This is a genomic window from Actinomadura sp. NPDC023710, assembly GCF_040639875.1.
In the GTDB taxonomy this organism is placed as follows: domain Bacteria; phylum Actinomycetota; class Actinomycetes; order Streptosporangiales; family Streptosporangiaceae; genus Spirillospora; species Spirillospora citrea.
On record NZ_JBFAGB010000006.1, the window covers coordinates 226,598 to 239,563 of the forward strand.

10 protein-coding genes are annotated in these 12,966 nt (G+C 73.8%); 7 read left to right on the top strand and 3 right to left on the bottom strand.

Going from position 1 to position 12,966, the window contains the following annotated elements; translation table 11 throughout:
- The first annotated feature begins 266 nt into the window (after positions 1–266).
- The 4 genes from AB0H37_RS09775 to AB0H37_RS09790 all read left to right on the top strand — a co-directional run bounded on the left by AB0H37_RS09775 (position 267) and on the right by AB0H37_RS09790 (position 3,910).
- Positions 267–1,187, top strand: a complete 921-nt coding sequence (locus AB0H37_RS09775) for an ABC transporter substrate-binding protein (protein ID WP_229810463.1) — start codon at positions 267–269, stop codon at positions 1,185–1,187.
- Between the two features lie 253 nt (positions 1,188–1,440).
- Positions 1,441–2,460, top strand: a complete 1,020-nt coding sequence (locus tag AB0H37_RS09780) for an iron ABC transporter permease (RefSeq protein WP_179838586.1) — start codon at positions 1,441–1,443, stop codon at positions 2,458–2,460.
- Positions 2,457–3,227, top strand: coding sequence for an ABC transporter ATP-binding protein (locus AB0H37_RS09785; RefSeq protein ID WP_179834073.1), 771 nt, complete (start codon positions 2,457–2,459; stop codon positions 3,225–3,227). The genes AB0H37_RS09780 and AB0H37_RS09785 overlap by 4 nt, the downstream gene beginning before the upstream one ends.
- Entirely contained in the window at positions 3,224–3,910 is a 687-nt protein-coding gene (locus AB0H37_RS09790; RefSeq protein WP_360612140.1) for an adenosylcobinamide amidohydrolase, read from the top strand. Before AB0H37_RS09785 ends, AB0H37_RS09790 begins: the two co-directional genes overlap by 4 nt.
- A gap of 108 nt (positions 3,911–4,018) precedes the next feature.
- Here the strand turns inward: AB0H37_RS09790 and AB0H37_RS09795 are convergent, their stop codons facing one another.
- Together AB0H37_RS09795 and AB0H37_RS09800 are read right to left on the bottom strand one after the other, a co-directional pair.
- Positions 4,019–5,341: a chromosome segregation ATPase gene (locus tag AB0H37_RS09795; protein WP_360612141.1), complete on the bottom strand. Its 1,323-nt coding sequence runs from the start codon at positions 5,339–5,341 to the stop codon at positions 4,019–4,021.
- A gap of 76 nt (positions 5,342–5,417) precedes the next feature.
- Entirely contained in the window at positions 5,418–6,965 is a 1,548-nt protein-coding gene (locus AB0H37_RS09800; protein WP_360612142.1) for an AMP-binding protein, read from the bottom strand.
- Positions 6,966–7,186: 221 nt separating this feature from the next.
- Here AB0H37_RS09800 and AB0H37_RS09805 point away from each other — a divergent pair, with 221 nt between their 5' ends.
- Both AB0H37_RS09805 and AB0H37_RS09810 read left to right on the top strand, forming a co-directional pair.
- On the top strand, positions 7,187–9,286 hold the full coding sequence (locus AB0H37_RS09805) for a vWA domain-containing protein (RefSeq protein ID WP_360612143.1): 2,100 nt from the start codon (positions 7,187–7,189) through the stop codon (positions 9,284–9,286).
- 10 nt (positions 9,287–9,296) lie between these two features.
- Positions 9,297–10,667: an extracellular solute-binding protein gene (locus AB0H37_RS09810; RefSeq protein WP_360612144.1), complete on the top strand. Its 1,371-nt coding sequence runs from the start codon at positions 9,297–9,299 to the stop codon at positions 10,665–10,667.
- Positions 10,668–10,677: 10 nt separating this feature from the next.
- Here the strand turns inward: AB0H37_RS09810 and AB0H37_RS09815 are convergent, their stop codons facing one another.
- On the bottom strand, positions 10,678–11,271 hold the full coding sequence (locus tag AB0H37_RS09815; protein ID WP_179834068.1) for a TetR/AcrR family transcriptional regulator: 594 nt from the start codon (positions 11,269–11,271) through the stop codon (positions 10,678–10,680).
- A gap of 78 nt (positions 11,272–11,349) precedes the next feature.
- Here AB0H37_RS09815 and AB0H37_RS09820 point away from each other — a divergent pair, with 78 nt between their 5' ends.
- The gene (locus tag AB0H37_RS09820; protein WP_329092740.1) at positions 11,350–12,963 is read left to right on the top strand and encodes a carboxyl transferase domain-containing protein; all 1,614 of its coding nucleotides are present in this window, start codon (positions 11,350–11,352) and stop codon (positions 12,961–12,963) included.
- Positions 12,964–12,966 lie beyond the last annotated feature (3 nt).

The following is a 12,966-nucleotide window of genomic DNA, read 5'->3' on the forward strand; positions in this document are numbered from 1 at the left end:
ATACGGAGTGAGTACTCACTCCGTCAAGTCCGAAGTGAGTACTCACTCCGCACAATCCGACAGATCAGCATTCGGTGGCTGATACCGTTGCGATGCTGCGCGCCAGGAGCGAAGTCCGGTGGAAAATCCGGCGCTGTCCCGCAACTGTGGTGCCCCTCTCGAAGTGGCCGAGCCAGGTCGCCTCCTCGCGCGCCGACGATTGTCGACCTCGTGGAAGGGCGATCCGTCCTGACGGGCCGCGGCTTCCCTGCAACCAGGAGGCTCCTGTGAGACCCGTACGCACCTTGGGCGCGGCGATGGCGATCGGCATCGTCACGTTCGCCGCCACCGCATGCGGCGGCGACGACGGCAAGACCGGCGGCACGCCGGACGGGAACACCATCACCGTCCAGGCCGCCAACGGGGCCGTGGCCGTCCCGGCCAAGCCGAAGCGCATCGTCTCCCTGTCCCCCACGCACACCGAGACGCTCTTCGCCATCGGCGCCGGACCGCAGGTGGTCGCGGTGGACGACTACTCCAACCACCCGGCCGGCGCCCCGCGGACGAAGCTGTCGGGCTTCAAGCCGAACGCCGAGGCGATCATCGCCTACAAGCCGGACCTCGTCGTGCTGTCGGACGACCTCGACGGCATCGTCAAGTCGCTGGAGAAGGTGAAGGTCCCCGTCCTGCTGGAGCCGGCGGCGACGAACCTGGACGAGGCCTACGACGAGATCGGCGACCTCGGGCAGGCCACCGGGCACCAGGCCGAGGCCAAGAAGGTCACCGACGGCATGCGAGCGGACATCCAGAAGACGGTCGCCGCGTCGTCCAAGGCCAAGGGCCTCACCTACTACCACGAGCTGGACAACCAGCTCCACTCGGTGACGTCCAAGACCTTCGCGGGCCAGGTGTACGCGCTCTTCGGCCTGCAGAACATCGCGGACAAGGCGGACAAGGCGTCCGGCGGCTACCCGCAACTGTCCCGCGAGTACCTGCTCAAGCAGGACCCAGACCTGATCTTCCTGGCCGACACCAAGTGCTGCGGGCAGAACGCCGCCGCCCTCACCAAGCGCCCCGGCTGGAGCGACCTGGACGCCGTCGGCCACGGCGGCGTGGTGGAACTCGACGACGACATCGCCTCCCGCTGGGGGCCGCGCCTGACGGAGTTCGTCAAGGCGATCGGCGACGCGGTCCAGAAGGTTCAGTGACCGCTGCCGCCGAGGACGCCCGCCCGTGAGCAGGCGCCGACCGCACACCGGGGACGTCCCGGCCGACGCCGAGGACGCGGACGGGACGTCCCCGGACGTCCGCACAGGTCCCGAGGACGTCTCCGGGCAGGGGCGGGCACCCGAGGTCTCCTGCGACCGCGGCGATGCGCCGCCCGAGGCGACGACGCACCCCGGGGGCGTCGTCCCCTCGGGCCTTGACGGCTCACCCCTCGGCCGGCAGGGCCAGTCCAGGCTGCGGCCACTGCCGCTGGCGGTGGCGGTCGGGCTGCTGCTCGCGACGCTGCTGGCGGGGGTGCTGGTGGGGTCGGCCGGGCTGCCCGTCGGCGGGGTCCTGAAGGCGCTGGCCGACAGGATCCCGTTCGTGCACGCCGACAGCGGGTTCGGCGTCATCGACGAGAACGTGCTGTTCCAGCTGCGGGTGCCGAGGGCCCTGATGGCGGCACTGGTCGGCGGGATGCTCGCCGTCGCGGGCGCCGGGTACCAGGGAGTGTTCCGCAACCCGCTCGCCGACCCGTACCTGCTGGGCGCGGCGGCGGGGGCGGGGGTCGGGGCGACGCTGGTCATCGCGCTCGTGCCGGGCGACCCCGGATACACGGTGCCGCTCGCGGCGTTCGTCGGCGCGATCGGCGGGGTGGCGCTGGCCTACGTGCTGGGCAGCGTCGCGACGGGGCGCGGGAACGGGACGGCGACGCTGGTGCTGGCCGGCGTCGCGGTGTCGTCCTTCCTCGCCGCGGTGCAGACGCTGATCCAGCAGATGAAGTCGGAGGAACTGCAGCGGATCTACTCGTGGATCCTCGGCGGGGTCGGATCGGCCGACTGGCACCAGCTGGCGCTCGTCTTCCCGTACGCGCTGGTCTCCACCGTGGTGCTCCTCGCCCACGGCCGGCTCCTGGACGTGCTGAGCGTCGGCGACGAGGAGGCGGCCTCGCTCGGCCTGTCGGCGGCGCGGGTCCGGCTGACGGTGCTGGTGGCGGCGTCGCTGGCGACGGCGTCGGCGGTCGCGGTGAGCGGGCTGATCGCCTTCGTCGGCATCGTCGTCCCGCACGTGGTGCGGCGGCTGGCGGGCGGGTCGTACCGGATCGTGCTGCCGCTGTCGCTGCTGGGCGGCGCGGCGTTCCTGGAGGTGGCCGACCTCGTGGCGCGGACGGTCATCAGGCCCGGGGAGGTCCCGCTGGGCGTGGTGACGGCGTTCGTCGGCGGACCGTTCTTCGTCGCGGTGCTGCGCGCGTCCCGCCGGCAGGTGGAGACGTGACCGTCTCGGTGCGGGGCCTGGACGTCGCGCTCGGCGGGCGCCGGGTGCTGAAGGGCGTGTCGCTGGAGGTCCCGGCCGGGTCGTGGACGGCGGTCATCGGGCCGAACGGCGCGGGGAAGTCGACGCTGCTGCGCGCGGTCCTCGGCCTGGTGCCGTCCCATGGCGAGATCAGCCTCGCGGGCGCGGACCTGCAGTCGCTCAAGCCGAGGCAGCGCGCCCGGCTCGTCGCCTACGCCCCGCAGAGCCCGAGCCTTCCGGTGGGCATGACGGTGTACGACTACACCCTGCTGGGGCGCTCCCCCTACATCCCGCATCTGGGCAGGGAGAGCGCCCGCGACCGGGCCATCACCGGAGAGGTCCTCGACCGGCTGGGCCTCACCCCCTTCGCGTCCCGCCCCCTGGACCACCTCTCCGGCGGTGAGCGGCAGCGCGTGGTGCTGGCCCGCGCCCTCGCGCAGCAGACCTCGGTGCTGCTGCTGGACGAGCCGACGACCGCGCTCGACATCGGCCACCAGCAGCAGGTGATGGAGCTGATCGACCGGCTGCGGCTGTCGGACGGGCTGACCGTGGTGACCACGATCCACGACCTGACGCTCGCCGGGCAGTACGCCGACGGGCTCGTCCTCATCTCGGGGGGACGGGTGGCCGCGTCGGGCCCGCCCGGCCTGGTCCTCACCCGCGACGCGGTCGAGGAGCACTTCGACGCCCGCGTGAGCGTCACCCCCGGGCCGGGCGGCCGGCCGATCCTGTCGCTGGAGCGTCCGTGAACCTCGAAACGGTGTGGCGGGTGGAGGACGGCAGGCGGCTCGCCTCCACGGTGTGGCGGGCCGGCCGCGGCCATCGGATGATCTCCTCGGCGATGCTGGGCGGCGGCATCGGCCCGGCCCGCTGGGTGCTGAACGCCCAGGTGCCCGGCGCCTACGCGCGCACCGACCCGGTCGCGCACCTCGCCGAACTCGCGGCGGCGGGCGGGCTGGAGGGCCCCGGCGTCGGGATGCTCACGGCTGCCTCGGTGGCGCGAACGGTGCGGCGGGACGGGGAGGGCGTGCGCGTGTCGGCGACGGTCGGGCTGCGCGTCCCGACCTGGGCGGCCTCCCCCGCCGGGGCGCCCGATCCCGAACTGGCCCCGCTGGACGGGGACGCGACGCCGGCCTGGAAGCCCGGGACGATCAACATCGTGGTCGCCGTCCCCGTCGAGCTGAGCGACGCGGCGCTGGTGAACGTGGTCGTCACCGCGACCGAGGCCAAGACGCAGGCGCTGCTCGAAGCGGGCTTCCCCTGCACGGGCACGGCGTCCGACGCGATCTGCGTCGCGGCCGCGGCCGGCGGAACGCCGGAGGTCTTCGCCGGGCCCCGCTCCACCTGGGGCGCGCGGATCGCACGGACCGTGCACGCCGCCGTCCGCGCCGGGGCCCTGGACTACGCCTCCCGTCTGGAGGCACGCGGCTAGCCGGCCGCCGCACCACCCCGGTGCGGTACGGCGGCCGGTCTCAGGGCCAGTGCAGTGTGGGGGTTGGGCCTCACCTCCTACCTGTACGTCGCGCGGCCGGCATGACGGTCAGCCGGCGTGGGGAAGGCGATGCCCGTTGTGTCCACCGTGCCCGTTGCGGCGCAGGGGGTCGGTGGCGAGCGGGTCGCCGCCGTCCAGCAGGGACCCGTTCATCGGCGGCAGGGAGTGCAGGCCGGTCGGCGGCTCCCGGTCGACGGCGGGGCGCGGCCCGGCCGGGCCGGGGTCCGCGCGCCCCTCCGACAGCGCGGTGAGCGCGTCGACGCGGCGGCGCGCGCGCTCGGCCTCGGCGCGGGCGGCGTCCCGCTCGGCGGTCAGCGCCCTCACCGCGGCGCGCAGCTCCTCGACGGCGCGGGCGAGCTGCCAGTTGTGCCGCTCCAGCTCGCGGGCCCGTGCCTGGATCTGGTCGCGGTCGGCCACGGCCTGCCCCCGCTTGGCCTCGGCGTCGCGGACGGCGGAGCGCAGGTCCTCGGCGGCACGGGTGGCGGCGGCGGCCTCGACGCGCTGCCCCTCGACGAGGGTGTCGGCCTCCGACAGCCGCCCGTGCAGGGTGACGAGTTCGGCGCGGGCGCTCTCCAGGGAGGTGAGCAGCTCGCCCTCCCGGGAGGCCATGCGGTCGCGCTCGCGCTCGGCGGCGATGCGGGCGGCGCCCGCGCCGTCGGCGTCGTCTTCCGCCTCCTGGCGCTCCCGCCGCGCGGCGTCCCGTTCGGCCGCGAGCCGTTCGGCCTCGGCGCGGGCGGACGCCGCCTCCTGCTCGGCGGCCTCGGCGCGGGCGCGGGCGGTGGCCGTCTCGCGCCACGCCACCTCGGCCTGCCGCTGGGAGGCGTCGCGCTCCCGCTGGGCGATCGCGACGAGCCCGGCGGCCTCGGCGCGGGCCTCGGCGATCCGCCGCTCGACGCCCGCCACGCTCAGCTCGGAGATCAGCGACCCGGCGAGCCGGTCGGCGAGGCCCTCCAGCCGGTCGACCATCTCCCACGTCCAGGCGACCTGGCCGGTGAGTCCGGGCGCCTCCAGCCCGCGCTCCCGGCTCTCGCGCGCCGCCCGCTCGCACGTGCCGTCGCCGTCCTGGCAGTACCGGACGGTGCGGGCGCCGCGCACCGGCTGCGGCACGGGCCGTCCGCAGCCGGCGCACGGCCAGACCGCGACCGGGTCACCGAGGCGTGCGATCCCGGCGCGGTCGTCTTCGGGGGCCGGCGGCTCCCCCGCGCCGCCCGGCGGGACGTCCGGCAGCGCACCCGAGGACCCGCGCGGACGCGCCGGGTCGTCCCCCTCGGCGTAGGCGGCAGGGTCGGTGATGACGGGAAGGTCGGTCTGCGTCGGGGCGGCGGGGGTCGGGGCGACGTTGTCGAACGGGGCGACCTTCTGGTCTTCCATGTGCGGTTGTACGCACCATGGCCCGGAGGCGTTCGACGTTCCCGGCGACGAGTTGACCCCCGGCCGTCCGGCAGGCTCAGTCCGCGCGTTGGCCCAGGTAGGCCTCCCGCACGCGGCGGCGGCTGAGCTTGCCGGACGGGGTGCGCGGCAGCGATTCGCGGAATTCCAGGCGCCGGGGGTGCTTCAGTTTCGCCAGCCGGGGGGCGCAGTGCGCGAGCAGTTCGGCGGCGAGCCCCTCTCCCGGTTCGGCGTCCTCGGCGGGCTCGACGAGCGCGACGACGCGCTGCCCCCAGTCGTCGTCCGGGACGCCGATGACGGCGACGTCGGCGACCGCCGGGTGCTGGAGCAGGACGGACTCGATCTCGGCGGGATAGACGTTGACCCCGCCGGAGATGATGAGGTCGGTGCGGCGGTCGCTCATGTAGAGCCAGCCGTCCTCGTCGAGGTGGCCGAGGTCGCCGGGGGTGTAGTAGTCGTCCCGCATGGCGGCCGCGGTCTTGGCCGGGTCGCCGTGGTACTCGAAGCCGGGCTGCCCCGTGGCGTAGATGAGGCCGGTCTCCCCCGGCGGCAGCTCGGCCCCCTCCGGATCGAGGATCCTGATCCGCACGCCGTCGACCGCGCGCCCGACGGTCCCGGGACGGGCGAGCCACTCGTGCGGGTTCGCGACGACGACCGGGCCGCTCTCGGTGGAGCCGTAGTACTCGTAGAGGACGGGCCCCCACCACTCCATCATCCTCTGCTTCGTCTCCACGGGGACGGGTGCGGCGCTGTGGTACACCTGGCGCAGCGTCGACAGGTCGTACCGGGCGCGGACGCCGTCCGGCAGGGCCAGCAACCGGTGGAACATCGTCGGCACCATGAACGTGTTGGTGACGCCGTGCCGCTGGACCAGTTCCAGGGTGTGCTCGGGATGGAACCGCGGGGCGACGACGACGGCGTGTCCGAGGTTCAGCGCCATCATCGCGTGGACGCAGGGCGCGGAGTGGTAGAGCGGTCCGACGGCGAGGTGCACCTCGTCACCGGGCTCCAGCCCGAGGTGCCTCCCCAGCGTCCGCCGCATGATGTCCATCAGCACCTCGGGCGCGATGTCGAGCAGCGGCCGCCGGACCCCCTTCGGTCGCCCCGTCGTCCCGGAGGTGTACAGCATGACCGAACCCATGCGCCGGCGGGCGGGCGGTTCCGCGCCGCCCGTCGCGCAGAGCGCGGCCATCGACCCGTACCCGTCGCCGCCGTCGACGCTCACCCGTCCCTCGGCGGGGACGCCCGCCTCGTCGGCCGCGCCGGACACCTCCTCGGCCAGCGCGCTCTCGGTGATGACGGCCTTCGCGCCGCTGTCGCCGAGGATGTAGCCGATCTCGGGCGCGGTCAGGTGGCGGCTCACCGGGACCAGGTACAGGCCCGACTGGACCGCGGCGAGCAGGACGGTGAGGAACTCGGGCCGGTTGCCGAGGACGGTCGCCAGAGTGTCGCCGGGGCGCAGCCCCATCCCGGCCAGTGCGTTGGAGAGGCGGTTGACCTCGGCGAGCAGTTCGCCGTAGGAGATCGGTACGCCCGGGGCCGGCACGGCGGGACGGTCCGGGTCGTTGCGCGCGATCTCGTAGAAGCCGACACCCTCGACGCCCATGCGGGTCTCCTCCGTGCGGGACCTGAAACCGAATCCTGTTCGACCATCTGATCCGGGGGGCGCCGGGAGAGTCAAGGTCATCCGCGGCCGGCCCGCCCGCGGCGGGAAAGATCGTCCGATGCAGGACAGGCCTTTTCCATGACCTTGCTCGTCCCGGCAATTATCATTGGCCGTCAGATCGAAGGACGATACATCGTGCTTTCCGCGGCGACGGAGCCGGAATGAGTGAGTCGGGCAACGGGAACTCTGACGCGCCGCTCGACCGGCTCGTGCGCGCGGCGGTTCCCGGCCTGATCGTCGGCGTGGTCTCCGGGCTGATCGCCAACCAGGTGCTGAAGCTGGTCGACGCGGTCGCCTGGCTGCAGACCGTCCTGCCGCTCGCCGTCCTCGCCCTGGTGATCGTCGCGGTGTCGGTGGCGCTGTTCCGCTCCGAGCGGGCGGGCGCCGCGCTGAAGCGGCTCTCCAGGACCCTGCCCTGGAACGCCGAGGCGGTGGCGTGGGCGTGCGCCGGCGCGGCGGTCATGGCGGTGGTCCTGCTCGCGTGGACGGGCGTGGCCTCGCTGGCGGAGCACGCGCGGCCGTGCGGGCAGCCGCTGGAGCTGCGGGTCGTCACCACGCCGGAGACGCTCACCTCGCTGCGCGACGCCGCGAAGGGCTTCGAGGAGGACAGCGAGGAGCGGGGCTGCCGGGAGTACAGCGTCACCGTCGCGCCGGAGCCGGAGTTCGTGCAGCTCTCCGAGTCGTTCGGGCGGTTGTGGCGGCGCAGCGAGCCTCCCGGCGGCGAGGCGGCGCCGGCGCCGCAGGACGAGCGGCTGTACGGCCCGCAGCCCGACGTCTGGATCCCGTCGTCGACGGCCGAGTTCGACTACGTGGAGAAGAGCCCGGACCAGGTCCGCAGGGCGCAGGGCGCCGGTGCCCCGAGCCCGGGCCCGCCGGCAAAGGCCGATCCGGTGTTCACCACGCGCGGCTCGCTGGGGTCGTCGCCGATGGTGCTGGCCCTGTTCGGCGGCGACCACGCCCAGGTGGAGGACACGGCCATCAAGCCGCCGCAGCAGCGCACCACCGACCTGCTGCGGCGCTTCGCCAGGGCGGGCGTGGAACTGCGCGAGATCGCCCGTCCCGTCCCGGAGACGTCGGCCGCCGCGCTGGCGGTGACGCCCGTCCTCTACGGCGCCCTTCCGGGCAAGGACCAGCAGGACGAGGAGTTCGCCGAGCCCACCGACCTGGTGGCGCCGGACGCGGTGACGCTGCTGTGCAAGGCCCGCCAGGGCGCCCACCCGCCGGACCGCGTCGCCTTCGCCGTTCCCGAGCAGGTCGTCAGCGACTACGCCGCGGGACGGCTCAAGAAGCAGTGCGGCGCCGCGGACGCGCCCGGCGCCGGAGGCGAGTGGACGCTGTACCCCTACTACGCCGAGGACCTGCCGTCGCTCGACCACCCGTTCATCCAGGTGACGTGGCGCGGCCAGGACACGCGGGAGCGCGACGCGGCCGTCACCGCGTTCCGCCGGTGGCTGACCCGCCATCCGCTCACCCGGCAGGGCCTCCGGGACGACAAGGGCGCCATGCCGTCCGCGCATGAGGGCGACTCCGCCCGCCACGACCTGACGGCGCTGTGGACCCTGCTCGGCCCGAACATCATCCCGAACCGGATGGAGCCGAATCCGCTGAGGCCGGCGGCCGGCGACCGCAGCGGGAAGTACGTGGCCGAAAGCCTCCAGCGCGTCGCCGCGGCCCGTCCCCCGGCCTCGGTCTCTCTCATGCTGGACGTGTCGGGGTCGATGGGTCGTCCGGCCCGGGGCCGCGACACCCGTCTGTCGCTAAGCGTCTCCTTCCTGCAGAGCCTGGTGGCCCAGCTGCAGAGCCGCGACAGCGCGGGACTGCGGGTGGCGTCGAAGAAGAAGCCGCCCGACAGCCCGTACACCTTGGAGAACGTGCGGCTCGCCGGGACGGGCCCCGTCCAGAAGAACCGCATCACGAGCCACCTCCAGGCGGTCGCGACCGCCGGTGGCGACGTCGCGCTCGCCGACATGATCGGCAAGGCCGACGTGGACCCGGGGTCGAACCTGGTCATCGTCACCGACGGGCAGTCCCCCGGGACCAACGGCCCCGGTTCGCCCCCCGGCGAGGCGGCCGCGAAGTTCCGTGACCGGCATCGGGACGTGCGGGTGACCGTGGTGCTGACGGGCCCGACGGGCTGCGGCGCCTCCCCCGTCAAGGAGATCGTGGACGCGTTCGGCCCCTCCGGCGGCAAGGGCTGCGTGTCGCTGACGGGCGCGCCGGAACCGCAGCAGGCCGCCCAGCTTCTCTCCGACCTGCGATGAACGGAGGGCCATGACGCGACGGCGGCGATGGTCCATGCCCCACGGGCGGACGGCCTGGCTGAGCGCCGTGGGCGGGGCCGCGGCGACGCTGGTCTGCGCCCAGGCGCTGGCCTTCTGGCCGGGCTCCTCATACGAGGCCCTGCCGTCGCACTGCGACCGCTCGGAGCTGGTCGTCGCGGGCGGCACCGACGTCAGCCTGAACAGCCAGCGCCGCCAGCTGATCCAGAAGTGGAACACCGGCGGCAACCCGCACGCCACGCTCGTGGAGATCGCGGAGTCCACCGACTCCCAGCACAGCCAGATCAAGGCGATGCAGGAGTCGCGCGGCTGCGGCTACGACGTGCTGATCATGGACAACACCTGGACGGCGGAGTTCGCCGCGGGCGGCTACCTCCGGCCGCTCGACGACATCGGCAACCGGAGCGACTTCTTCCCCGCCGCGCTGGAAACCGGAAAGTGGCACGGGAAGCAGTACGCCGTCCCGTTCAACGTCGACGTCGGGCTCCTCTACCGGCGTGACGGCGCGCAGGCCCCGCGCGACTGGCCGCATCTGCTCGGCTCCGGCGTCGCGATGCAGCTCGACGACTACGAGGGGCTGACGGTCAACGCGCTCGAAGCGGTGTGGAACGACGGTGGCGGCGGCCTGCTCACCGGCGAGGGGCACCCGGATGAGAAGACGTTGCGGACGAGCGTGTTCCCGGCGTTGAGGAGAATGGCGGCGCGTGCCTCCGACCCGAGGCCCGGCACGCGTACGGGCGGCCCGTTGACGGCGTCGCGCTCCTACGACGAGCAGAAGAGCATGGAGGCGTTCATGGCCGGGGCGCCGCTGATGCGGAACTGGCCGTACGCGTTCTCCACGCTCGCGACGGAACCGGGGATGCGGGACGGGACGCGCCTGCGGTACGCGGTGGCCGCCCTGCCCGGCCACACCGTCCTCGGAGGCCAGAACCTCGCCGTCTCCGAGTACTCCCCTCACCCGGACACCGCGCTCAGGCTGGTGGAGTATCTGAGCGGGACCGAGAGCCAGAAGCTGCTGTTCTCGTGCGGCGGTTTCGCGCCGGGACGCTACAGCGCGCTCGGGCTGCGCCCCGGGCGGCACGCCGCCGCCGACGTGCAGGTGCGGAACTGCTCGGCCTTCACCCAGGAGCGTCTCGATCCCGGCGACGTCGAACTCGACCAGGCGCAGCTGACCGAGCTGGGGACGGCCGTGGTGAACGCCCTGGACAGGGCGCGGCCCCGTCCCGCCACGCCGCACTACAGCACGTTCACCGGCACGTTCCGCGGGTGCGTGCAGAAGCTCTTCGACCGGACGGGGACGGACGCCGAGACGTTCGCCAGGGCCGTGGGGCGCTCGCTCGACGGGCGCACGGCGTCCTGCTGACCGTGCTCGGCTAGCGGACGCCTTCGAGTGCCGCGCGGGCCATGCCGTGCAGGAGGCCGGCCATCGCTGCGCGGTCGAGCCCCTGCACGGCGCTGCGCGGGGTGGAGTTGAGCAGGCCGAAGCAGGCATGGACGGCGGCGCGGGTGCGCTCGTCCGGCGGCCGGGGGCTGAGGCGGCGCAGGACGGCGACCCACTCCTCGACGTAGGCGCGCTGGAGCCGGCGGATGCGGTGGCGCTGCGGCTCGGGGACGTTGTCCAGTTCCCGCTCCTGCACGGTGATCAGCGCGGGGTTGTCGAGGGCGAACGCGATGTGCCAGCTCAGCAGCGCGTCGAGGGCGCGCCCGGGGTCGGGGTCGGCGGCGCGGCGCAGGCCCTCGGCGAGCAGCCGCTCGCTGATGTCGAGGAGCATCTCGGCGAGCACCGCCTCCTTGCCGCTGAAGTGGCGGTAGAGGGCGGGGCCGGTGAGCCCGACGGCCCGGCCGAGGTCGCCGATGGACGCCCCGTGGTAGCCGCGGCGCGCGAACAGCTCGGCGGCGGCGCCGAGGATCTCGGCCCTGCGCGGGTTGGGCGGGCCCGGCGGCGCCTCGGCGGGGTGGGACGTCATGCGGCCCAGTCTAGACTAGAGTTGTTAACGACCGTTAACATCAGCATTGTTAATGAACGTTAACTGGGAAGGGGGGTCATGAGCGGACCCGAGATCGGCTCGCCCGCCGACGTCGCGGGCGAGGCGTTCAAGGCGAGCGCCGCGCACAACGAGGCGCTCGTCGCGGAACTGCGCGACCGCGTCGACCGGGCGGGCCGCGGCGGACCCGAGCGCACCCGCGAGCGGCACGTGGCGCGCGGCAAGCTGCTGCCCCGCGACCGGGTCGACACGCTCCTGGACCCCGGCTCGCCCTTCCTGGAACTGTCGCCGCTGGCCGCGAACGGCATGTACGGGGACGAGGCGCCGGGCGCGGGGATCATCACCGGCGTCGGGCGGGTCTCCGGCCGCGAATGCGTCGTCGTCGCCAACGACGCCACCGTCAAGGGCGGCACGTACTACCCGGTCACGGTGAAGAAGCACCTGAGAGCGCAGGAGGTGGCGCTGCACAACCGCCTCCCCTGCCTCTACCTGGTCGACTCCGGCGGCGCGTTCCTGCCGCGCCAGGACGAGGTGTTCCCCGACCGCGAGCACTTCGGCCGCATCTTCTACAACCAGGCCACGATGTCGGGCCGCGGCATCCCGCAGATCGCGGCGGTGCTGGGCTCCTGCACGGCGGGCGGCGCCTACGTCCCGGCGATGAGCGACGAGGCCGTCATCGTCCGCGGCCAGGGGACGATCTTCCTCGGCGGGCCGCCGCTGGTGAAGGCCGCCACCGGCGAGGTCGTGACGGCGGAGGAGCTGGGCGGCGGCGAGCTGCACGCGCGCACGTCCGGCGTGACCGACCACCTCGCCGAGGACGACGCGCACGCGCTGCGGATCGTCCGGGACATCGTCGCCACGCTGGGTCCGCGCGAGCCGCGCCCGTGGGAGGTCGCGCCGCCCGAGGAGCCGGCCGCCGACCCGTCCGAGCTGTACGGGATCGTCCCGCCGGACTCGCGCACCCCCTACGACGTGCGCGAGGTCATCGCCCGGATCGTGGACGGCAGCCGCTTCCAGGAGTTCAAGAAGGAGTACGGCGCGACGCTCGTCACCGGGTTCGCGCGCGTCCACGGGCACCCGGTCGGGATCGTCGCCAACAACGGCATCCTGTTCGGCGAGTCGGCGCAGAAGGGCGCGCACTTCATCGAGCTGTGCGACCGGCGCAGCGTCCCGCTGGTGTTCCTGCAGAACATCACCGGGTTCATGGTCGGGCGCGAGTACGAGGCGGGCGGCATCGCCAAGCACGGCGCGAAGATGGTGACCGCCGTCGCGTGCGCCCGCGTCCCGAAGTTCACCGTCGTGATCGGCGGCTCGTTCGGCGCCGGCAACTACGCGATGTGCGGCCGGGCCTACTCGCCGCGCTTCCTGTGGATGTGGCCGAACGCCCGCATCTCGGTCATGGGCGGCGAGCAGGCGGCGAGCGTCCTCGCCACCGTCCGCCGCGACCAGATGGAGGCGCGCGGCGAGGAGTGGCCCGCCGAGGACGAGGAAGGGTTCAAGGCGCCGATCCGCGAGCAGTACGAGGCGCAGGGCAACCCGTACTACTCGACGGCGCGGCTGTGGGACGACGGGGTGATCGACCCGCTCGACACCCGGCGCGTGCTCGGGCTCGGGCTGTCGGTCGCGGCCAACGCACCGCTGGAGCCGGTCGGCTACGGCGTCTTCCGGATGTGAGGG

Coding starts and splice junctions, on each gene's coding strand:
- AB0H37_RS09800 (WP_360612142.1), bottom strand. CDS start 6,965: ATGGGCGTCGAGGGTGTCGGCTTCTACGAGATCGCGCGCAACGACCCG.
- AB0H37_RS09810 (WP_360612144.1), top strand. CDS start 9,297: ATGACGCGACGGCGGCGATGGTCCATGCCCCACGGGCGGACGGCCTGG.
- AB0H37_RS09795 (WP_360612141.1), bottom strand. CDS start 5,341: ATGGAAGACCAGAAGGTCGCCCCGTTCGACAACGTCGCCCCGACCCCC.
- AB0H37_RS09805 (WP_360612143.1), top strand. CDS start 7,187: ATGAGTGAGTCGGGCAACGGGAACTCTGACGCGCCGCTCGACCGGCTC.
- AB0H37_RS09820 (WP_329092740.1), top strand. CDS start 11,350: ATGAGCGGACCCGAGATCGGCTCGCCCGCCGACGTCGCGGGCGAGGCG.
- AB0H37_RS09815 (WP_179834068.1), bottom strand. CDS start 11,271: ATGACGTCCCACCCCGCCGAGGCGCCGCCGGGCCCGCCCAACCCGCGC.